The organism is Pseudomonas sp. NPDC086278, from assembly GCF_050280905.1.
GTDB lineage: Bacteria > Pseudomonadota > Gammaproteobacteria > Pseudomonadales > Pseudomonadaceae > Aquipseudomonas.
Genome location: NZ_JBNNWE010000037.1, coordinates 13,818 through 35,841 on the forward strand (window position 1 = coordinate 13,818; position 22,024 = coordinate 35,841).

The window sequence follows — 22,024 nt, forward strand, 5'->3', positions numbered from 1 at the left end:
ATCAGATTCCTTGTTCACTGAGCCACAGGTTCAGGGCGGCCAGTTGCCAGAGCTTCGAGCCGCGCAACGGGGTCAGTTGACCTTGCGGGTCAGTCAGCAAGCGGTCGAGCATGGCCGGGTTGAACAGGCCGCGATCCTGGCTCGGATCGAGCAGCAGTTCGCGCACCCAGTTCAAGGTATCGCCTTGCAAATGCTTGAGGCCCGGCACCGGGAAATAACCTTTCTTGCGGTCGATGACTTCACTCGGAATCACCAGCCGCGCAGCTTCTTTAAGCACCTGTTTGCCGCCGTCCGGCAGTTTGAATTTGCCCGGCACCCGCGCCGACAATTCCACCAGGCGATAGTCGAGAAACGGCGTCCGCGCTTCCAGGCCCCAGGCCATGGTCATGTTGTCGACGCGTTTGACCGGGTCGTCCACCAGCATGACCGTGCTGTCCAGGCGCAAGGCTTTGTCCACGGCGGCCTCAGCGCCGGGTTGTGCGAAATGTTCCTTCACGAAGTCACCCGCGGCGTCATTGGCTGTCAGCCACTTCGGCTGCACCGTGGCCGCGTAGTCTTCGTAGCTGCGGTCAAAAAACGCGTCGCGATAAGCCGCGTAAGGATCGGCCGCGCCGTCGACTTGCGGGTACCAGTGATAACCGGCGAACAACTCATCCGCACCCTGGCCGCTCTGCACCACTTTGCAGTGCTTGGCCACTTCGCGGGACAACAGATAGAAGGCAATGCAGTCGTGGCTGACCATCGGCTCGCTCATGGCGCGAAACGCCGCGGGCAATTGTTCGATGATCTCTTTTTCATCGATGCGCAATTGATGGTGTTGCGTGCCGTAGTGCTTGGCGATCAAGTCCGAATACTGGAACTCGTCACCGCGTTCGCCACCGGCATCCTGGAAACCGATGGAAAAGGTCGAGAGATTTTCCACGCCGACTTCACGCAACAAGCCCACCAGCATGCTCGAATCGACACCGCCCGAGAGCAGCACGCCGACATCGACTGCCGCCCGTTGACGAATCGCCACCGCGTCGCGGGTGCTGTCGAGTACACGGTCACGCCAGTCTTCAAGGGTCAGGTTCATCTCGTCGGCGCGCGGGCCGTAGGGCAGGGTCCACCAGGTTTTTTGCTCGGTGGTGCCGTCCGCTTCGATGCGCATCCAGCTCGCTGGCGGCAGTTTTTCAATGCCGGCGATCAGCGTACGCGGGGCCGGGACCACCGCGTGGAAATTCAGGTAATGGTTGAGTGCCACAGGGTCCAGCATCGGGCTGATATCACCGCCCTTGAGCAACGCTGGCAATGCCGAGGCAAAGCGCAAACGCTGGCCGGTGCGCGACAGGTACAGCGGCTTCACGCCGAGACGGTCACGGGCGATAAACAGCCGTTTAGCATCCCGCTCCCAAATGGCAAAGGCGAACATGCCGTTGAGCTTGGGCAACAGCGCTTCGCCCCAGGCGTGATAGCCCTTGAGCAGCACTTCGGTGTCGCCGCCGGAGTAGAAGGCATAACCGAGGTTTTCCAGCTCGGCGCGCAGCTCCGGAAAGTTGTAGATCGCGCCGTTGAAGGCCAGGGACAAGCCCAGTTGGTTGTCGACCATTGGCTGGGCTGAGCCGTCCGACAGGTCCATGATTTTCAGGCGACGATGGCCAAGGGCAATCGGCCCCTGGCTGTGAAAGCCCCACGCATCCGGGCCACGTGGCGCCAGGTGATGGGTAATACGTTCAACGGCCGCGAGGTCCGCAGGTTGTTGATCAAAGCGTAACTCGCCAGCTAATCCGCACATAAAATCCTTACCGGTTTTTCCGTTGGGGAGGGTCGATCGATACCCGGCCAAAACGGCGGGTACTCAGAAACTGACCCGGTGAGATCGTGGGAGTTTTAGATCGATAAGTAATAAGCGCGTTGGCAGAGGGCGGACCCTGTAGCTCAAAACGCCTGATCGAGTGCGCGGATGGTTGAGTGGGGTTATTTGCCTCGAATAAGGCGTCGCAAGGCGAAGCGGTTCGGATGACAGGCCTCGGCCACGACCCGAGGCAAGGGCAGCGGTTCGTTGTCCAGCCAGGCGGCCAGCAATTCGCCTGACAGAGGGGCGGTAATCAGCCCTCGTGAACCGTGGCCGCTGTTGATGTACAAGCCATCGAGCCATGGACAAGCAACGTCCGGCGTTTGCCGGGCATCCTTGCTCAGGGCGATGTAGGCGTCGGCGAAGGCCTGACTGTCGGCCAGTGGGCCGACAATCGGCAGGTAATCGGGGCTGGTACAGCGAAAAGCGGCGCGGCCCTGAAGCGTTTCCGGTTGCAGGGCGCCAGCGCCGAGCCGGGCGAGCAGGTCCGGCGAAATCTCTTCGAGCATGTGCAGGTTGCCGGCATGTTCGGCAGCGGTGGGCGTCAGGTCGTCGTTGTTGAAATCGAAACTGGCGCCGAGGGTGTGTTCACCCAGGCGTGCCGGCGCGACATAACCTTCGGCACACACCACGGTACTCAGGTGTTGGCTTTCAGGCGTCTGCTGCAAGCGAGTGATTTGCCCGCGAATGCGCTTGAGCGGCAATTCGCTGCTGTACGGGAAGCGCTTGATGTCGGCAGCGCCGGCCAGCACCACTACGGGGGCACTGGCCAGCAACGTCTCGCCGTCCCACGCTTGCCATTGCCCGTCGACCTGCTTCAACGCCAACACATCGCTGTGGGGCACGAATCGGATATCAGGATGCGTCGCTTGCCAGTGGCACAGGGCCGGCGGATGCACCCAGCCGCCTTCGGGGTAAAACAGGCCACCCGCTTGCAGGGCAATGCCGGCGCGAGCTTCTGCCTGTTCTTGATCAAGTGTGTGCAGCAAATCGTCGGCAAACGCCGCCGTCAATTGCGCCTGACGCTCCGCTTCCTTGGCGTTGAACGCCAGTTGCAGCACCCCACAATCGTCCCAGTCGACGCCGCGCTGCAAATGCTCGAGCAAGCGGCGGGTGTGGCCAAAACCGCTGACGATCAACTGTGACAACGCCGTGCCATGGGCCGACAGCTTGAGGTACAACACGCCCTGAGGATTACCCGAGGCTTCTTGCGCCAGCGCGTCGTGACGCTCCAGCAAACTGACCTGCCAACCCCGCGCAGCGAGGCTGGCGGCCGTGGCGCAACCGGCCAGGCCCGCACCGATCACTAGCGCGCGCCGCTCACGGGTCAACGGCGCAGGGCGCGCAAACCAGGGCTTGGCAACAACCGCAGGCGCTGCCTCTTCGGGCCATCCGAGAAACACGCCGCGCAGGATTTCCCACTTGTGGCCGATGCCCGGCGTGCGCTTCATCTTGAAGCCTGCCGCGTTCAGCAGGCGGCGCACCCAGCCGGTGCTGGTGAAGGTGCTGATGGTTGAACCTGGCGCCGCCAATCGAGCCAGTTCGGCAAACAGTTCGGCGGTCCACATGTCGGGGTTTTTTGCCGGGGCGAAGCCGTCGAGGAACCACGCGTCAATCTGCGCATCCAGTTGCGGCAACTGCTCCAATGCGTCGCCGATGAGCAAGGTCAAGGTGACGCGGCCGTTGTCCAGCACCAGGCGCTGGAAGCCTTGATGGATCGCCACGTATTGCGCGAGCAATTGATCGGCGAACGGCTTGAGCTGCGGCCACAACGCCAGTGCCCGTTGCAGATCCGGCGCGCTCAGCGGGTACTTTTCGACGCTGACAAAATGCAGGCGTGCGCCCGCCACCGCGTGTTGCTCGAACAACTGCCAGGCGCACAGAAAATTCAGCCCGGTGCCGAAACCGGTTTCGCCAATCACCAGTCGCTCGCCGGTCAGGAGTGCCGCAAAACGCTCGCGCAAATTGTTTTGCTCAAGGAACACGTAGCGCGTTTCATCAAGGCCCGACAGATCGGAAAAATACACATCGTCGAACACCCGCGAACGCGGGAGCCCTTGGTCATCCCAGTCGAGTTGGGCGTGAGGCATTACAGGTTTCATGGCAGGCTCGGCAACGGCAAGGCGGCCATTCTAGCCGATCGCCGGGGCGCTGCTTGATCCACGGCAAAGTCGATAACAGGCAGGACGGCGAAAATGGGATTTGTACGGCACTGCCGAGGTCAATCCGCTAGTCTTGCTCAATCTGGAAAGGGAGTCGTTCATGTTCGAATCTGCCGAAATCGGTCACGCCATCGACAAAGAAACTTACGACGCCGAAGTGCCGGCCCTGCGTGAAGCGCTGCTCGAAGCGCAGTTCGAGCTGCAACAACAAAAGCGCTTCCCGGTGATCATCCTGATCAACGGCATCGAAGGCGCCGGCAAGGGTGAGACGGTCAAACTGCTCAACGAGTGGATGGACCCGCGCCTGATCGAGGTTCGCACCTTCGATCAGCAGACCGACGAAGAGCTGGCGCGGCCACCGGCCTGGCGTTACTGGCGGATGCTGCCGGCCAAGGGGCGCATGGGGATTTTCTTCGGCAACTGGTACAGCCAGATGTTGCAGGGCCGGGTCCATGGCTTGTTCAAAAACGCCGTGCTGGACCAGGCGATCAACCAGTCGGAGCGTTTCGAGCAGATGCTCTGCGACGAAGGCGCGCTGATCTTCAAATTCTGGTTTCACCTTTCCAAAAAGCAGATGAAGGCGCGGCTCAAGGCCTTGGCCGACGACCCTTTGCACAGCTGGCGCATCAGCTCGCTCGATTGGCAGCAATCGGCCACCTACGACAAGTTTGTGAAGTACGGCGAACGGGTGTTGCGCCGCACCAGCCGCGACTACGCGCCGTGGCATGTGATCGAAGGTGCGGACGCGCATTACCGCAGCCTGACGGTGGGCAAGATCCTGCTCGAAGGTATGCAAAACGCCTTGAAGCGGTCCAAGGTCCATCCTGACAAGGTCCATGCGGCGCCGCTGCCCACCAGTGTCGATCAAAAGAACCTGCTCGACAGCCTCGACTTGACCCAGCGCTTGGACAAGGACGATTACGAAGAGCAACTGATTACCGAGCAGGCGCGATTCTCCGGACTGATGCGCGACAAACGCATGCGCCAGCACGCGTTGGTGGCGGTGTTCGAAGGCAACGATGCGGCCGGCAAGGGCGGGGCGATCCGCCGGGTCGCGGCGGCGCTCGATCCACGCCAATACAGCATCGTGCCCATTGCCGCGCCCACCGAAGAGGAACGGGCGCAGCCGTATTTGTGGCGGTTCTGGCGGCACATTCCGGCGAAGGGCAAGTTCACCGTGTTCGACCGTTCCTGGTATGGCCGGGTGCTGGTGGAGCGCGTTGAAGGCTTTTGCCCGCCGGCGGACTGGCTGCGGGCGTACAGCGAGATCAACGATTTCGAAGAGCAGATTGCCGAGTCGGGCGTGATCGTGGTCAAGTTCTGGCTGGCCATTGATAAACAGACGCAGCTGGAGCGTTTCCAGGCGCGGGAAGAAATTCCGTTCAAACGCTTCAAGATCACCGAAGACGACTGGCGCAACCGCGACAAGTGGGACGCGTACCGCGCGGCGGTCGGCGATATGGTTGATCGCACCAGCACCGAAATCTCGCCCTGGACCCTGGTCGAGGCCAATGACAAGCGCTGGGCGCGGGTCAAGGTGCTGCGCACGATCAACCACGCGCTGGAAGAAGCCTTCGAAAAGTCCAACAAGCACGCCAGGAAGGCGAAGAAACACAAGAAGTGAGCGGCAAAACCGGAGCATGTTTGCGCATACGCGGGGTGAATGATCATCGCGATTGGCAATGGGCTGGACTTATGCTCGGCTCACTCCCAACCGATAACAACAATGAGGTATGCCATGCGTGAAGTGGTAATCGTCGACAGCGTACGGACCGGCCTGGCCAAGTCCTTTCGTGGCAAGTTCAATATGACCCGTCCGGACGACATGGCCGCCCATTGTGTCGACGCATTGCTCGCGCGTACCGGCATCGATCCGGCCAGCGTAGAGGATTGCATCGTCGGCGCGGCCTCCAACGAAGGCGCCCAGGGTGGCAACATCGGTCGCAACGTCGCCGTGCTGTCGCGTCTGGGCATTGGCACGGCCGGCATGACCCTCAATCGTTTTTGTTCGTCGGGCCTGCAAGCGATTGCCATCGCGGCCAACCAGATCGCTTCGGGTTGCAGCGACATCATCGTCGCCGGCGGCGTCGAGTCGGTCAGCCTGACCATGAAAAGCGTCAACACCGACAACCTGATCAACCCGCTGCTGAAAGAACAGGTGCCGGGGATCTATTTCCCGATGGGCCAGACGGCTGAAATCGTCGCCCGTCGCTACAACGTCAGCCGCGAAGCGCAAGACGCGTACGCGCTGCAAAGCCAGCAGCGCACCGCCCAGGCGCAGGCCGCTGGATTGTTCGACGATGAAATCGTGGCGATGGCGGTGAAGTACCGGGTGGAAGACAAGGTTACCGGGCAGATTCAGATCCTCGACGGCATCGTTGATCGCGACGACTGCAATCGCCCGGACACCACGCTGGAAAGCCTGGCGGGCTTGAAACCGGTGTTTGCCGAAGACGGTTCGGTGACGGCCGGTAATTCATCGCAGTTATCCGACGGTGCCTCGATGACGCTGGTGATGAGCCTGGAAAAAGCACTGGAACTGGGCTTGAAGCCGAAGGCGTTCTTCCGCGGCTTTACCGTGGCCGCCTGCGAACCGGATGAAATGGGGATCGGCCCGGTGTTCTCGGTGCCCAAATTGCTCAAATCCAAGGGGTTGCAGATGGCTGATATTGACCTCTGGGAGCTCAACGAAGCGTTCGCCTCGCAGTGCCTCTACAGCCGCAATCGGCTGGAAATCGATAACGCCAGGTACAACGTCAACGGTGGGTCGATTTCCATCGGGCATCCGTTCGGCATGACCGGTTCGCGTCAGGTCGGGCATCTCGTCCGGGAATTGCAGCGGCGTGAGCTGCGTTACGGCATCGTCACCATGTGCGTGGGCGGCGGGATGGGCGCGACGGGGTTGTTTGAGGCGGTGCGCTGATTTCCAGGGAGATGTGTTGATTGTCAGATCGTCTTCGCGAGCAAGCCCGCTCCCACACTTGACCGAGTTCTCTCATTGAAATGCGGTCTGAATGTGGGAGCGGGCTTGCTCGCGAAGATCGGGCGGACGCTACGAGTGGCGCTACCGGCTGTCACTCAAAACCTGCATCCGCTCGATATACGCCTGAATCCCTCGCGCTGCCGCCTCAGGGTTTTCAAACGGCCCCTCTTGGGTATTTTCCCGGGTATCGAAATAGAACTCCCCATTCACACGACAAATCCGGTCACTGCGAAAGTGTGTGGCGGGGGCGTGGTCCTGGGCGCGCATGCCGTACATGGTGTTCTCCTGAGGGGCGTTCCTGAGCGTGGATCCAATGAGCTTAAGCATTAATCACTTGGAGCGCCTGGCCAACTGATCGGCGGCACATCGCCAGCTAATGCTGCGACCTGCACAGTTTCATTTGCGCCCGGTTGCCAACTGTCTCTGTGTGACAACCGACGCTGCGCCTAGAATGACGATTCTCGCCATCTGGCTTTGGGGTTCGCATGCACATTTCATCCGGTCGCTGGGTATACGGTCTGTTTCTGGCCTTGTTGACCGCGCTGCTCTGGGGAATCCTGCCGATCAAGCTCAAGCAAGTGTTGCAGGTGATGGACCCGGTGACGGTGACCTGGTTTCGCCTCACGGTGTCCGGCGGCTGCCTGTTCATCTACCTGGCGGCGACGCGGCGTTTGCCCAGCCGCAAAGTGCTGGGGCCACGCGGCGGCTGGCTGGTGCTGATGGCGGTGCTCGGGTTGGTCGGCAACTACGTGCTGTATCTGATGGGTCTGAACCTGCTCAGCCCCGGCACCGCGCAACTGGTGGTACAGATGGGCCCGATCATGCTGCTCATCGCCAGTCTGTTTGTGTTCAAGGAACGCTTCAGCGTGGGGCAGGGCATCGGTCTGCTGGTGTTGCTGATTGGCTTTGGCTTGTTCTTCAACCAGCGTCTGGCGGAACTGCTCACCTCGCTGACCGACTACACCGCCGGCGTATTGCTGGTGCTGTTGGCCTCTACGGTGTGGACGTTTTACGCGCTGGGGCAGAAGCAATTGCTCACGGTGTGGAATTCGTTGCAGGTGATGATGGTGATCTACCTGTTCTGCGCCTTGCTGCTCACGCCGTGGGTGCATCCGCTGGAAGCCTTGCAACTGAGCCCGTTGCAAGGCTGGTTGCTGCTGGCGTGCTGTATGAACACGTTGATCGCCTACGGCGCATTTGCCGAAGCGCTGGCGCATTGGGAAGCGTCGCGGGTGAGTGCGACGCTGGCGATCACGCCATTGGTGACGTTTGTGGCGGTGGCAATCGCGGCGTGGTGCTGGCCGGACTTTGTGCATGCCGAAACGATCAATGGTTTGGGCTATGGCGGGGCGGTGCTGGTGGTGTTCGGATCGGCGCTGGTGGCGCTGGGGCCGTCGTTGATTGCCGGGCTCAAGGCCCGGAAGGCGCGGATTGTGGTCGGCTGACTATCTTCAGCGCCGCCAATCGCGAGCAAGCTCGCTTACACATGTGATCGCATTTTCCCTGGAGTACGCGGCCACTTGTGGGAGCGAGCCTGCTCGCGAAGACGGACTATCAGTTACCGCAATTCTCAGCCCTTGGCCCCAGCCTCCAGCATGTTCTCCGGCCTTACCCACGCGTCAAACTCTTCATCCGTCAGATACCCCAACTGCAACGCTGCCTCGCGCAGTGTCAGCCCTTCGGCGTAAGCCTTCTTCGCAATCTCCGCCGATTTGTCATAGCCAATGTGCGGATTCAACGCCGTCACCAACATCAATCCGCGCTCCAGATGCTCGGCCATGACCTTGGCATCCGGCTCAAGCCCGGCGATGCAATGCTGCTGGAAGTTGCTGCAGCCATCGCCCAGCAGGCGGATCGATTGCAGCAGGTTGTGGATGATCACCGGTTTAAACACGTTCAGTTGCAAGTGCCCCTGACTCGCCGCGAAACCAATCGTCACGTCATTGCCCAGCACCTGACAGGCCAGCATCGACAGCGCTTCGCATTGGGTCGGGTTGACCTTGCCCGGCATGATCGAGCTGCCGGGTTCATTGGCCGGCAGCTTCACTTCGGCGAAACCGGCGCGAGGCCCGGAACCCAGCAAACGCAGGTCATTGGCGATTTTCATCAGGGTCACGGCGAGGGTTTTCAGCGCGCCGGACAGGGTTGTCAGCGGCTCATGGCCGGCCAGTGCCGCGAATTTGTTGGGTGCTGTAACGAACGGCAAACCGGAGAGGGCGGCCAACTCGGCGGCAATCGCTTCGCCAAAACCGTGAGGCGAATTGAGCCCGGTGCCGACTGCGGTGCCACCTTGGGCCAGCTCGCACACCGCGGGCAGCGCGCTGCGGATCGCCCGTTCGGCGTAATCCAGTTGCGCGATAAACGCCGACAGTTCCTGGCCGAAGGTAATCGGCGTGGCGTCCATCATGTGCGTGCGGCCTGTCTTGACCAGCTTCATGTGGCGCGCCGACAGCTCGGCCAGGCCGCCCGACAGTTCGCTGATCGCCGGCAATAGATGCTGCTGCACCGCTTGCGCGGCGGCGATGTGCATGGCGGTCGGGAAACAGTCGTTGGAGCTTTGGGAGCGGTTGACGTGATCGTTGGGGTGAACCGGCGCCTTGCCGCCGCGCGGGTTGCCGGCGAGTTCGTTGGCACGCCCGGCGATCACCTCATTGACGTTCATGTTGCTCTGGGTGCCACTGCCGGTCTGCCACACCACCAGCGGGAACTGGTCGTCGTGGCTGCCGTCGAGCACTTCGTCGGCGGCCTGTTCGATCAGGCGGGCGATGTCGGCTGGCAGGTCGCCATTGCGGTCGTTGACTCTGGCGGCGGCTTTCTTGATCAGGGCGAGTGCATGCAGCACGGCCAGCGGCATGCGTTCCTCGCCGATGGCGAAGTTGACCAGCGAGCGTTGCGTCTGAGCGCCCCAGTAGGCCTCTTCCGGGACTTCCACCTGGCCAAGGCTGTCGGTTTCGATACGGCTCATCTTGCACACTCCTGTAGGTCGATAGCGCAGTTTAGGCCGTGATGTGCGGCCGTGGTTCCATCTGCATGGTTTTTGCCCATTCAAGCCCTCTAAATCAGGCCCGACAAGGCATGGGGTTGAGTGACACACTTTTTTAGGCGCAGAATGGACGCCCTTGGGGTTTTACCTCGCCTGCTAGAAAAGGAAACTCGATGACTCGTCTTCGTGCCATCTGTACCGCGGTTGCACTGGTTTGCGCCAGCGGCCCTGTTTTTGCCGATACCGCCAGCCACAACGCCAGTGCCGAAGCTTTCCTGACCCTGGCGCACGCTGACAAATTGGGCACTCCGGTGTACATGCAAGTGCAGCAAATGTTCGCTCAGCGCTTTGAACAGACCAAAGCCCCTGAATCGAAAAAAGCCGTGCTGGAAACTTACCAGGCCAAAGCCAACGCAGCACTGGACCAGGCCATTGGCTGGAACAAGCTGAAACCGGACATGGTCAAGCTGTACACCACCAATTTCAGCGAATCCGAGCTCAAGGATCTGGTTGCGTTCTACCAGTCGCCGCTGGGCAAGAAAGTCCTGGAAAAAATGCCGCAGCTGACCCAGCAATCGGCCCAGATGACTCAAGCCAAGCTGGAAAGCGCAGTGCCTGTGGTCAACAAACTGTTGGCTGACATGACCAACGAGCTGGACCCTAAAGCCGGCGCTGCTGCTCCTGCTGTAAAGAAAAAGCCTTAAGCGGAGTTCGGTATGACCATGCAACAACGCATCGAATCGACGCTTGGCCTGTTGCAGCCTGAGCATCTGAACGTGCTGGATGAAAGCCACATGCACAGTCGTGGGTTGCAGACCCACTTCAAGGCCGTGGTGGTCAGCCAGCAGTTCGAAGGGCTCAACCGCGTCAAGCGTCACCAGAAAGTCTACGGCACGCTCGGCGAGCTGATGGGCGAGTTCCATGCGTTGGCGCTGCATACCTACACGCCAGAGGAATGGGCACAGATGGACGCGGCTCCGGCCTCGCCCACCTGTGCTGGCGGCAGCAAACATTGATGTGCAACTGAAGGGCGGTTGTTGTGGTGAGGGGCTTGCTGTGGTGAGGGGGCTTGCCCCCGTTCGGCTGCGAAGCAGTCGTGAAATCTGCAAGCCGGGCGGCTGTTTTTAGGGGCTGCTTCGCCCCCCAACGGGGGCAAGCCCCCTCGCCACAGAGTTTGATGACAGTCCTAAAGCTGCACCGTTTTTGTTAGACTCCGCAACGCGCCGCTCACCCGGCGCGTTTTTTTTTGAATCCGGTTCACCCCTTACGAGGGTAGCCACCTGGAGAAATACCATGACACAACAGATTGTCGTGGCGGCACTGTATAAGTTCGTCACCCTGGAAGATTACGTCGCCCTGCGCGAGCCATTGCTGCAAGCCATGGTCGACAACGGCATCAAGGGCACGCTGCTGATCGCCGAAGAAGGCATCAACGGCACCGTGTCCGGCAGCCGCGAAGGCATCGACGGGCTGATGGCCTGGCTCAAGAACGACCCGCGCATGGACGACATCGACCACAAAGAGTCGTACTGCGACGATCAGCCGTTCTACCGCACCAAAGTCAAACTCAAGAAAGAAATCGTCACCCTCGGCGTCGACGGCGTGGACCCGAACAAGAAGGTCGGCACCTACGTCGATCCGCAGAACTGGAACGCGCTGATCAGCGACCCTGAAGTGCTGTTGATCGACACCCGCAACGACTACGAGGTTTCGATCGGCACCTTCGAAGGCGCCATCGATCCGAAAACCACCAGTTTTCGTGAATTCCCCGACTACATCAAAGCCCACTTCGACCCGGCCGTGCACAAGAAGGTCGCGATGTTCTGCACCGGCGGCATTCGTTGTGAAAAGGCCTCGAGCTATATGCTCAGCCAGGGTTTCGACGAGGTGTATCACCTCAAGGGCGGCATTCTGAAGTACCTCGAAGAGGTGCCGCAGGAAGAGACCAAATGGCAGGGCGACTGCTTCGTGTTCGACAACCGCGTGACCGTGCGTCATGACCTCACTGAAGGCGACTACGATCAATGTCATGCCTGTCGTACACCGGTGAGCGTTGAAGACCGCGCGTCCGAGCACTACGTGGCGGGCATCAGTTGCCCGCATTGCTGGGATACGCTGAGCGAGAAGACCCGGCGCAGCGCCACTGATCGGCAGAAGCAGATCGAACTGGCCAAGGCGCGCAATTTGCCTCACCCGATCGGCTACAACTACAAGCAAACTCCTTCCGAGGCTTGAACCATGTCTGCGCGCCGCTTGCTCTACGTGATGGACCCGATGTGTTCCTGGTGCTGGGGCTTTGCGCCAGTGGCCAATGCGCTGGTCGAGCAGGCGCACGTGGCCGGTGTCGAGGTGCATCTGGTGGTGGGCGGGTTGCGCACCGGCAGCGGCGCGGCGCTGGAGCCGACCACCCGGCGCTACATTCTTGAACACTGGCAGGCGGTCACCGAGGCCACCGGCCAGCCGTTCAAGACCGAAGGCGCGCTGCCGGACGGCTTTGTCTACGACACCGAACCGGCCTGTCGGGCACTGGTGACGGCGCGCAGCCTGGCGCCGGATTGCGCATGGAAACTGCTGGGCCTGATCCAGCACGCGTTCTACGCCGAAGGCCGCGACGTCACCCACGCCAGTGTGCTGGTGGAATTGGCGGAGCAGGCCGGCTTGCCGCGCATCGAATTCGCGGCCGCGTTCGACCGTGCCGATCAGCACGCCGCGACCGCCGCCGATTTCACCTGGGTTCAGGATCTGGGCATTGCCGGTTTCCCCACGCTGTTGGCCGAACGCGATGGGCAATTGGCGTTGCTGACCAATGGTTATCAACCGTTGAGCGAATTGTCGCCGCTGCTCGGCCGCTGGCTGGAGCGCGCTGCCTGTGCATGAGCTGTCCGATGACAGCCCGGCTCCCAAGCGTGTCGATCGGCTGAGTTGGGCCGAAATCCGCCGACTGGCCCTGCAACACAAGAAATCCCTGTGGATCGCCAATGGCGTCGCCGTGCTGGCCACCTTGTGCAGCGTGCCGATTCCGTTGCTGCTGCCGTTGCTGGTGGACGAAGTGCTGCTGGGCCACGGCGACGCCGCACTGAAAGTCATGAACCACGCGCTGCCCGAAGGCTGGCAGAAAGCGGCGGGCTACATCGGCCTGATGCTGCTGGTGACGTTGACACTGCGTTGCGGCGCCTTGTTGTTCAACGTGGTGCAGGCGAAATTGTTTGCGGCACTGGCCAAGGACATCGTCTACCGCATTCGCATGCGGCTGATCGAACGACTCAAGCGTATTTCCCTGGGGGAATACGAAAGCCTGGGCAGCGGCACCGTGACCACGCACCTGGTCACCGACCTGGACACGCTGGACAAGTTCGTCGGCGAAACCCTCAGCCGATTCCTGGTGGCAATGCTGACCCTGGTCGGCACCGCGAGCATTCTGATCTGGATGCACTGGAAGCTGGCACTGCTGATCATGCTGTTCAATCCGCTGGTGATCTACGCCACGGTGCAGTTGGGCAAACGGGTCAAACACCTGAAGAAACTCGAGAACGACAGCACCTCGCGGTTCACCCAGGCCCTGACTGAAACACTCGATTCGATCCAGGAAGTGCGCGCCGGCAACCGTCAGGAATTCTTCCTGGGGCGCCTCGGCCATCGCGCCCGGGAAGTGCGTGATTACGCGATCACCTCGCAATGGAAAACCGACGCCTCGAACCGGGCCAGCGGCTTGCTGTTCCAGTTCGGCATCGATATTTTTCGCGCGGCGGCCATGCTCACCGTGCTGTTTTCCGACCTGTCCATCGGGCAGATGCTCGCGGTGTTCAGCTACCTATGGTTCATGATCGGGCCGGTGGAGCAACTACTGAATCTGCAATACGCCTATTACGCGGCGGGCGGCGCGTTGTCGCGGATCAACGAGCTGCTGGCGCGGGCCGACGAGCCGCAATACCCTGGCGGCGTCGATCCGTTTCAGGGCCGCGACACCGTTGGCATCGAGGTGCAGGGCTTGAGTTTTGGCTACGGCGACGAACTGGTGTTGAACACCATGGACCTGTCCATCGCTCCCGGTGAGAAGGTTGCGATCGTCGGCGCCAGCGGCGGCGGCAAAAGCACCCTGGTGCAGTTGCTGTTGGGCTTGTACACGCCGCTGGCCGGGACCATTCGCTTCGGCGGTTCGACCCAGCAGGAAATCGGCCTGGAAACCTTGCGCGAAAACGTCGCCGTGGTGCTGCAGCATCCCGCGTTGTTCAACGATACGATCCGCGCCAACCTGACCATGGGGCGTTCACGCAGCGACGACGCCTGTTGGCAAGCGCTGGAAATTGCGCAATTGCATCAGACCGTTCGAGAGCTGCCGAACGGCCTGGACAGCATTGTCGGACGCTCCGGCGTGCGCTTGTCCGGCGGGCAGCGCCAACGACTGGCGATTGCGCGAATGGTGCTGGCGGAACCCAAAGTGGTGATCCTCGACGAGGCCACCTCTGCCTTGGATGCCGCCACCGAATACAACTTGCACCAGGCACTGGCGCGCTTCCTCAGCCACCGCACCACGCTGATCATCGCGCACCGGTTGTCGGCGGTGAAGCAGGCCGACCGGGTGCTGGTGTTCGACGGTGGGCAAATTGCCGAGGATGGCGACCATCAGCAGTTGATTGCCGACGGTGGGCTCTACGCCAAGCTTTATGGGCATTTGCAGCAGCTCTAAGTCAATTCCACAGGACACTGAGCGCGTTTTCCCCGCCGTCGTAGCCGAACTCTTTCAACACCACCGCGCACGAGTCGCAAGGCGGCATGGTCGTCGCGACGTCGATTGATTGGATGGATTGAGGGTCCGGATATTTCTCGCGGATAACACCAATCAACTTGCTTTCGCTGTCCAGTGACGTCGGGGCGCGGGTCATTGCTGGCGAATAGGCGGCGATGTCTTTTATGGTGTGTGGCACCGCCAGCAGTTTGCCTTGGGGCGTCAGCTTCAGCGAAGTGCCGGGAGACGCCTCGTTGAAGTCGATATTGAAGTAGGTCGTTTCGCCGACTTTCACCGTGTCCGTCCCCAAATGGTGCCTGAACAATGGCAAATGCCCGGTCGTTTCCTGCGTGCCGGAAACGCTGACATAGACTTCCCGTTGTCCCGTCGTCGTGGTCACCTCGGCGTAGGCGATGTTCCTCGGTCTATACGAACGACGGTTTCGAGGGAGGAGTTTATGGAGCTTGTTCATCGTCGCGCCGATTCTTAGCGCGCTGTCTGCGCTCTTCGGTTTGATGGTCGGTTCAAGGAACAAGGTGTCGAATATCTCTGCCGTTCTGGTGCGGAACAATGTGGACGCCTCCTTGCTGCGTGACCAGCTTTTCGCACCTTCAGGCAGCCGGGTGACGATCATTCGGGTCGAGTGATCGAACAGCACCGCCTCTCCGGGACTGGTATCGACGTTGATCCATTTGAGCGTGTCGGGTGGATTCACATGACCGCCAATCGGGATGGCTATTTCTTCCATGGTTTTCATGGCGCGCTCGACGGCATCGATGCCATGGATTCGCGCAACGTTGTTGGCATTCAGGGAGCCGGTGTACACCACCTGCAACTCCCGCCGCAGTTCATCGTCAAGGGTCTCGGCTTTCCTGAAGGTCAGCGTGTCGTACACGTTCTGGCCTTTTATCCGCTCGGCAACCAGAAAATCCCCCGCGTTCAGGCGCGTGAACACATAGGTTTTTGAGCCATCCATCGCTTCGACGAGGATGGCGCCGACGCGGAAGTTATCGACAGTTTGTTGTCCGCGTACGGGAACGCTGACCATGACCCGCCCGTAAATACCTTTCTGAAATTCCAGCGTGGCTTCGAGGGACGAGTGGGCGGCGAGCGCGGCGATCCGCATCGGCGCCCTGCCGGTGGCGGGGGTGTAAATGACATCGCCAAACCAGGTGGCCCAACCTTTGGTTTCATCGAAATGGCCAATGTCAGGCGTGGGCGCCGGCTCGTGGCCGGCATAGCGGGTTTTACACTTTGGATATCTGGGAGCACGACGCACTCGGCATGGAAGCGCTTTCAACGTGCCGCCGCCGTCGACCAGATCGGCGCGAAGCAATGTCTCGCCATCCAGTCGGTAGGGCACCTCGTCGAGGAACAACGTGGTGCGGCCATCGACTTCAAGCACCTCGTTGACCCGAGTGTTTTCCGGTATTTCGACGATGACGTGCTGGTCGGTTTTTTCGATGGCCGAGTAATGGGAGCCTCCAGGCGAGCATTCGCCGGACTTGGTGGTCAGTGTCGGGCCGTAGGGTTTGGAGGCTATCGGCTCGATCAGGCGATAGTCGGAGTTGCCAGCGCTCGCCAGATTTCGCACCGGTACGTTATCAATGCCGTTGACGCGCGCTAACTGATCACCGACTGCCAGGGACTTCCAGCGTCCTGCATCGCCGATCTGCGGCAGGCTCTGCACAAAACGGTAATGGCCGGTTTTTCCCCTCAGGCCATTGAGTGTGCCAAGGGCCAATCGCCCGTTCTTCCATACGATGGTGCCTGATGCCTTAAGCAATGCAGGAATGCCATCAAGCGGGTTCAGGGCCTTTAGCGTCGAAGCCAACAGTTTTTTGGTCAGCGAGGTAAAACCGGGGTGCGCGGTTCGCACGCTCAATCGGGTCGTGGTGGTGATCAGCCGTGCCGAACCCGATACAAATTTGCCAATCGGCAGCGCGAAGGACAGCAGATCAGTGAACAGACCAAAAACACCCATGGCATGGCGATTTTTGTCATCTGACAGCAGGTCCTCGATGCTGCCCCAGAACGGCAAGAGCATTTTGATGATCATCAGTCCTGTCTCTGTTTTCTCTTCTTCGAGTTCAAACTGTGTCTGCCCGGCAGCGCTTTTACGAAGTGCAACCGGGTCGACGAACAACAACTCCTTTGCGATGTGATGGCTGATTGCAACTGAGCGGCTCGACGATAACGCCAGTGGGGCACCGTGCGTGTTCTGCGCAGATTTGGGCGGTGCGGTGAGCGTATCTCCCAGCTGTTCGATGATGGCCTGACAGTCAGTTTGCTGCTTGGGGGCGGTACCGGTTAGATGTGCGTCCCAGTCAAACGGCACTGTTTTATGACGCAGCACCTTGACGGTATAGGTGCCGTTTTTGGAGACACGCCATTCTTCAGATTTGAGTTCGCCACCGAACAGCTTCGCGTCCGGATTTTCGATACGACGCAGCACGGCCGCTCTGGGCAGCAGTTCGTAACAGGTGGTCTTGAAGTCATGAGTCGCCTGCAATATCACGCCATTACGCGCTCTGAGCGGCAGGTGCATTTCCGGTGTTTCATTGCGGCCCTCGACCAGCGTGGTTTGCTTTCTCAGCGTGTAGACCCGGACCTCGCCCGATTCCAACGCCTGGCGGTCGGTAAAAGGCAGCGAGGCAAGTTGGTGTCTGATCAGCGTTTCATAGGCCGCGGAGATCCGCTCCAGATGGCGTTTGAAAGCCGTGTCGAAAAGCATTTGGACGTCTGGCAGTCGCGTGTGCCGTGACATGACCCACGGGAGGCCCAGCAACGTTTTCTCCGGTAAAGGCCAGGGGCCTTCGGTCTTTATCGTTCGGTGCTCGTCAATGCGGATCCATTGCCCGTTGAGGGTGGTGCCGTTGGCTTCTGTTACAAACCAGCGTTTCTGATCGTCAAACTTGCCGCAGGCGAGGACGTCGAGGAACGAGTAGGACGCGTAGCCCTCGCCTTTGAGGAACGGCGTGTCACGGTGAGTGACGGGCCCCATTTGAGTCCTGGCGAGTCTTCGGCCATCCGCGGTAAAGGCGTCTTTTCCAAAGAGCTGCTCCACTTCGTTTTTGGCCATGGCCAATCGCTGGGGCGGCGCTTCACCGATTCGGGTGACGGCTTCATTGAGTTCGTCAGTCTGTTTTTCCAGTTCCGACACTGCCCGGTCAATATCCTGCTGCGTGTGATGTTCACGTTTTCCTTGGCTAAGGAAACCCTGGGTTACTGCCCAGTCCAGGGTTGGAAGCAGTCGCGCCAGCGCGACTTTATTCAGCTGTTCTGGCGTCGCGCCTTCAGTTAACTGGGTCGGCAAGTTGACCAGTTGCTGGAACGTCAGTCTGTCCAGCAACCCGCTGTCGAGCGCCTTGATCAAATTGACGCCATTTATGAAGTTGACCCAGACGATTGAACTTCTATAGGGAAGTTCGAGCGGAATATCGCTGATACGGCACTCGGTCGGACATCGGGACAGGAACAACCGCGCGCTAACAATCGCCTCTTTCTCCGACGTTGCTCGTTCTGATGTCAGCAAATGGGTTTCAAAGTCGGCGCGGATAGCCTGATAGCTCTTCCCCCAGTTTGAGCACGCCTGCCAGTCGTAACCGGCGATCAGGTCGCGATTGTCGAAGGATCGTGAAGACAACCAATACTGCAATGCGTTGGCCGTCAGCCTAGTTCGGATGAACGGGGAGGTCTCTTCGCCTGACGCGCCGCCGAACCAACCCATCGTCGACAGCAAGACATTTCCCAGTTTCACGGCTTCAGCGCTATGGAGAATTTTTTCCAGATAGACAGTCGGCGTTGCGCGCACCCGATCGTTCGTCGCGGCAGACAGGATGTCGTTGGCAAGGTGGGTCAGCAGTGAGGTGGTTTCCTCGGGCAGGAATTGCTTGATCGCCGCTATTATTTCGCCGCGAACCCGGTCGCAATGAAGTGCCTGAACATCGAGCGCAGTGTCAGGAAAGACTTGCTGGAGCAGTTGAACCATTTCACGCTCGTCTGCTGTCGGCCTTCGCTTCAGGTCGAGGGCGTCAAAATCGTCCTCGAGCCGCAAGCGATGACTGGCAATCTTTTCTTGCAGGGCGGTGATGGCGGCCGGGTGCTCCTGGGGGTGATGCAATCGCCACGGCGCCAGCCCGTAAAACTGGCAGATCCTGTCCAGGCTGATACAGCGGTTGGAGTGTATCTCTCCACCCAGTAACGTCGCGGCCTGTTCGATCCGGGTCTTCAGCGCCTGCCATTTTTCATGTTCCGTCAATGCCAGAGAAACGCGGCCCCCATCGATTGCCCAAGCCTGATAGACATAGTTGCCATCCTTGAAATTGACGCAAAGATCGAAGTGCTGAAGCTTGAGGTTCGTGCACAGGGCGATGTAGTCACTGTCGCGCAGTAATTGCCACAGCGCGGTGTACCCGTCCTCGCTCAGACGGTGTAGCGGTGAAAAAGGCCGTATCGGTATCAATTGATGCAGATTGACGTCGCGCATTGCAGTCAGCATGAGTTCGTAATCGTCCAACTGGCCCTGATATAGCTGGGCATCGGAAGGCGACGAAGGGGCCGGGGTGCTTGAAGTGGGTGCTTGCATGAGCGGCTTCTCTTGATTGTCGAATCATCGTCGCATCGCACAAAGGCGATGGGTCGTGGTCCGATTTCAAGCGAAAACGAGAGCAGGAGGGCGGTATATAGATATTTTGATACGGACAGCGCGGCTGCCGGCAACGCCCTGGAAACAACAGCTATTTGCAGGGACTTGGTCATCACAACCGGCTTCTCGCTTGCCGGGACCGAGAACGCCCCCTAGTCTAGCTGTAGCGATCACCTCGGAATGATGATCTGGCAGTGCTAAATCAAGGGAACTCATGAATCAGACGCGGACTCTCGGAACGCCAAGGTTGTTAGGCATCGTCTGGCCATTTATTGCCGTAGTGCTTTTCCAGGCGCTATTGGGCGGGGTCAGTCTGTATGTGCTGTCGGCGGTTCGTGGCTATGTGGCCGGGGAAAGCCTGTGGTCAAAGGGCCAGAAGGACGCCATCTACTACCTCAACCTCTATGCGGACAGCCGCGACGAGGCGATTTTCAATAAATACCGGGACGCTATTGCGGTGCCACAGGGCGGTCATGAACTGCGCCTGGCGCTGGATCACCAGCCGCCCAACATTGAGGCTGCGCGGGTCGCGATTCTCAAGGGGGGCAACCATCCCGACGACGTATCCAGCCTGATCTGGCTGTACCTCAATTTCCGGCACTTCAGCTACCTTGAGAAGGCTATCGACCGCTGGACCGTGGGTGACGGCTACTTGGTGCAACTCGATGACGTCGCGCAGGAGATGCATCGACAGATCACCGACAGCCAGGCCTCGAACGCCGACATCCGGCGCTGGAAAGAGCAGATATTCGCCATCAACGATGGCGTGACGCCCGCGGCCAAAGCCTTCAGCGATGCCTTGGGCGAGGGCTCGCGCCTGATCCTGCGATTGCTGCTGGTGACGAACCTCGCCACTGCGCTGGGGTTGATTGCGCTCGCCCTGTTGCGTACCCACAAGTTGCTCAAACAACGCCACGCGTTTGCCGAGGCACTGCAACTGGAAAAAGACCGGGCACAGATCACCCTGCAGTCGATCGGTGACGGGGTGATTACCACGGATGTCGAGGGCGCAATTGCCTACATGAACCCCGCGGCTGAAGCCCTGACCCACTGGAAAGCCGAGCAGGCAACGGGGTTACCCCTGGCGGCGTTGTTCAACCTTCTGGATGACAATGCCCAGGCGGACGGCTTCACCCTGATCGAGCACATTCTGAGCGGACAGCTCAGCGGTGGCAGCGAGCATTCAAAACTGATCCAGCGCCTGGACGGCAGCACGGTCTCGGTGACCCTGGTGGGTTCGCCGATCCGCAACGCCGGCAAGGTCAGCGGCACTGTGCTGGTGCTGCACGACATGACCCAGGAGCGGCAATACATCGCCAATCTGTCCTGGCAGGCAACCCATGACGCCTTGACCGGGCTGGCCAACCGCCGCGAATTCGAGTATCGCCTCGAGCAGGCGCTGCATAACCTGACGCGGCAATCCGGTCGCCACGCGTTGATGTTCCTTGATCTGGACCAATTCAAGCTGGTCAACGACACCTGCGGCCATGCGGCGGGCGATGAGTTGCTGCGGCATATCTGCGCCTTGTTGCAATCAGGTTTGCGCGAAGGTGACACGCTGGCGCGGTTGGGCGGTGACGAGTTCGGCATTTTGCTGGAGAACTGCCCGCCGGAAGCGGCCGAAAAGATTGCCGAGGGGCTGCGCCAGACCGTGCAGAATCTGCATTTTGTATGGAAGGGGCGGCCATTCGTCACGACGGTGAGTATCGGGCTGGTGCATGTCGCCCAAGCGCCGACGACCCTCGAATCGTCGCTGCGCGCAGCCGATATGGCGTGTTACATGGCCAAGGAAAAGGGCCGTAACCGGGTTCAGGTGTATCACGCCGATGACTCGGAACTGTCCCTGCGCTTCGGTGAAATGGCGTGGGTGCAGCGATTGCATATGGCGCTGGAAGAGAACCGCTTCTGTCTGTACTCCCAAGAGATTGCGCCGCTTGGGCATACCCAACGCGGGAGTGGGCACATCGAAATTCTGCTGCGCCTGCATGACGAAGCCGGTCGCATGATATTGCCCGACAGTTTCATTCCGGCGGCCGAGCGTTATGGCTTGATGACAGCGCTTGATCGTTGGGTGGTCGAGAATGTTTTCAAGATCATTGCTCAATGTATAAAGGACGGACATAAAGAACCGCTGGCCATGTGTGCGATTAATCTGTCAGGCACAACTATAGGAGATGAGGCGTTCCTGGACTTCCTGCGTGAACAGTTTGTTACTTATGCCATTCCGCCTGAAATGATTTGTTTTGAAATCACCGAAACGAGTGCCATTTCGAATTTAGGAAGTGCAATTAGATTTATCAATGAACTCAAAGGTTTAGGATGTCATTTTTCATTGGATGACTTCTGCGCCGGAATGTCCTCATTCGCTTACTTGAAACATTTACCTGTAGACTTCCTGAAGATCGATGGAAGTTTCGTAAAGGACATGCTGGACGACCCGATTAACCGCGCCATGGTCGAAGTGATCAATCACATCGGACATGTAATGGGTAAACGCACGATTGCAGAGTTTGTAGAAACACCCCAGATCGAACAGGCATTACTGGAGATAGGGGTCGACTTCGCTCAAGGGTATGTGATTGAACGCCCGCATCTGTTTACCTGCGATAGTCTGCAAAGTCGTCCTGCCAGGCCTCAACCTTTGTTATTCAAGGCGCCCGGCACATTCCGCTGAAATCTCTTGCTGAT

At 59.7% G+C, this 22,024-nt stretch carries 14 protein-coding genes; 9 read left to right on the forward strand and 5 right to left on the reverse strand.

Annotated features, from left to right (window positions below):
- Window position 1 precedes the first annotated feature (1 nt).
- Window positions 2-1,774, reverse strand: coding sequence for an N-acetylglutaminylglutamine amidotransferase (locus ACQKP4_RS13865; RefSeq protein ID WP_427633945.1), 1,773 nt, complete (start codon window positions 1,772-1,774; stop codon window positions 2-4).
- Window positions 1,775-1,956: 182 nt separating this feature from the next.
- On the reverse strand, window positions 1,957-3,936 hold the full coding sequence (mnmC, locus tag ACQKP4_RS13870) for a bifunctional tRNA (5-methylaminomethyl-2-thiouridine)(34)-methyltransferase MnmD/FAD-dependent 5-carboxymethylaminomethyl-2-thiouridine(34) oxidoreductase MnmC (protein ID WP_427633947.1): 1,980 nt from the start codon (window positions 3,934-3,936) through the stop codon (window positions 1,957-1,959).
- 160 nt (window positions 3,937-4,096) lie between these two features.
- Here mnmC and pap point away from each other — a divergent pair, with 160 nt between their 5' ends.
- Together pap and ACQKP4_RS13880 are read left to right on the forward strand one after the other, a co-directional pair.
- A complete protein-coding gene (gene pap / locus ACQKP4_RS13875; RefSeq protein ID WP_427633949.1) occupies window positions 4,097-5,620 on the forward strand; it encodes a polyphosphate:AMP phosphotransferase in 1,524 nt (507 codons plus the stop codon).
- Window positions 5,621-5,734: 114 nt separating this feature from the next.
- Window positions 5,735-6,919 (forward strand): thiolase family protein, encoded by a 1,185-nt coding sequence (locus ACQKP4_RS13880; protein WP_427633951.1) that lies wholly within the window; start codon window positions 5,735-5,737, stop codon window positions 6,917-6,919.
- 141 nt (window positions 6,920-7,060) lie between these two features.
- Here the strand turns inward: ACQKP4_RS13880 and ACQKP4_RS13885 are convergent, their stop codons facing one another.
- On the reverse strand, window positions 7,061-7,255 hold the full coding sequence (locus ACQKP4_RS13885; protein ID WP_427633953.1) for a DUF6316 family protein: 195 nt from the start codon (window positions 7,253-7,255) through the stop codon (window positions 7,061-7,063).
- Window positions 7,256-7,464: 209 nt separating this feature from the next.
- Here ACQKP4_RS13885 and ACQKP4_RS13890 point away from each other — a divergent pair, with 209 nt between their 5' ends.
- Window positions 7,465-8,424 (forward strand): DMT family transporter, encoded by a 960-nt coding sequence (locus ACQKP4_RS13890; protein ID WP_427633955.1) that lies wholly within the window; start codon window positions 7,465-7,467, stop codon window positions 8,422-8,424.
- Window positions 8,425-8,549: 125 nt separating this feature from the next.
- On the opposite strand, the gene ACQKP4_RS13895 is transcribed toward ACQKP4_RS13890, so the two are convergent.
- Window positions 8,550-9,944 carry a class II fumarate hydratase gene (locus ACQKP4_RS13895; protein WP_427633956.1) on the reverse strand — a complete coding sequence of 465 codons (1,395 nt, stop codon included), beginning with the start codon at window positions 9,942-9,944 and terminating at the stop codon, window positions 8,550-8,552.
- A 191-nt stretch (window positions 9,945-10,135) separates the two neighbouring features.
- Here ACQKP4_RS13895 and ACQKP4_RS13900 point away from each other — a divergent pair, with 191 nt between their 5' ends.
- The 5 genes from ACQKP4_RS13900 to ACQKP4_RS13920 all read left to right on the forward strand — a co-directional run bounded on the left by ACQKP4_RS13900 (window position 10,136) and on the right by ACQKP4_RS13920 (window position 14,649).
- Entirely contained in the window at window positions 10,136-10,666 is a 531-nt protein-coding gene (locus ACQKP4_RS13900; protein ID WP_427633958.1) for a DUF2059 domain-containing protein, read from the forward strand.
- Between the two features lie 12 nt (window positions 10,667-10,678).
- Window positions 10,679-10,978 carry a BolA family protein gene (locus ACQKP4_RS13905; RefSeq protein ID WP_427633959.1) on the forward strand — a complete coding sequence of 100 codons (300 nt, stop codon included), beginning with the start codon at window positions 10,679-10,681 and terminating at the stop codon, window positions 10,976-10,978.
- A 277-nt stretch (window positions 10,979-11,255) separates the two neighbouring features.
- Entirely contained in the window at window positions 11,256-12,197 is a 942-nt protein-coding gene (locus ACQKP4_RS13910) for a rhodanese-related sulfurtransferase (protein WP_427633961.1), read from the forward strand.
- Window positions 12,198-12,236: 39 nt separating this feature from the next.
- On the forward strand, window positions 12,237-12,839 hold the full coding sequence (locus ACQKP4_RS13915) for a DsbA family protein (RefSeq protein ID WP_427633991.1): 603 nt from the start codon (window positions 12,237-12,239) through the stop codon (window positions 12,837-12,839).
- Window positions 12,832-14,649, forward strand: coding sequence for an ABC transporter ATP-binding protein (locus ACQKP4_RS13920; protein WP_427633963.1), 1,818 nt, complete (start codon window positions 12,832-12,834; stop codon window positions 14,647-14,649). The genes ACQKP4_RS13915 and ACQKP4_RS13920 overlap by 8 nt, the downstream gene beginning before the upstream one ends.
- Window position 14,650: 1 nt before the next feature.
- Here ACQKP4_RS13920 and ACQKP4_RS13925 read toward each other — a convergent pair whose 3' ends face one another.
- Entirely contained in the window at window positions 14,651-19,276 is a 4,626-nt protein-coding gene (locus ACQKP4_RS13925; RefSeq protein WP_427633965.1) for a hypothetical protein, read from the reverse strand.
- A gap of 274 nt (window positions 19,277-19,550) precedes the next feature.
- On the opposite strand from ACQKP4_RS13925, the gene ACQKP4_RS13930 reads away from it, so the two are divergent.
- On the forward strand, window positions 19,551-22,010 hold the full coding sequence (locus ACQKP4_RS13930; protein WP_427633967.1) for an EAL domain-containing protein: 2,460 nt from the start codon (window positions 19,551-19,553) through the stop codon (window positions 22,008-22,010).
- The last annotated feature ends 14 nt before the right edge of the window (window positions 22,011-22,024 follow it).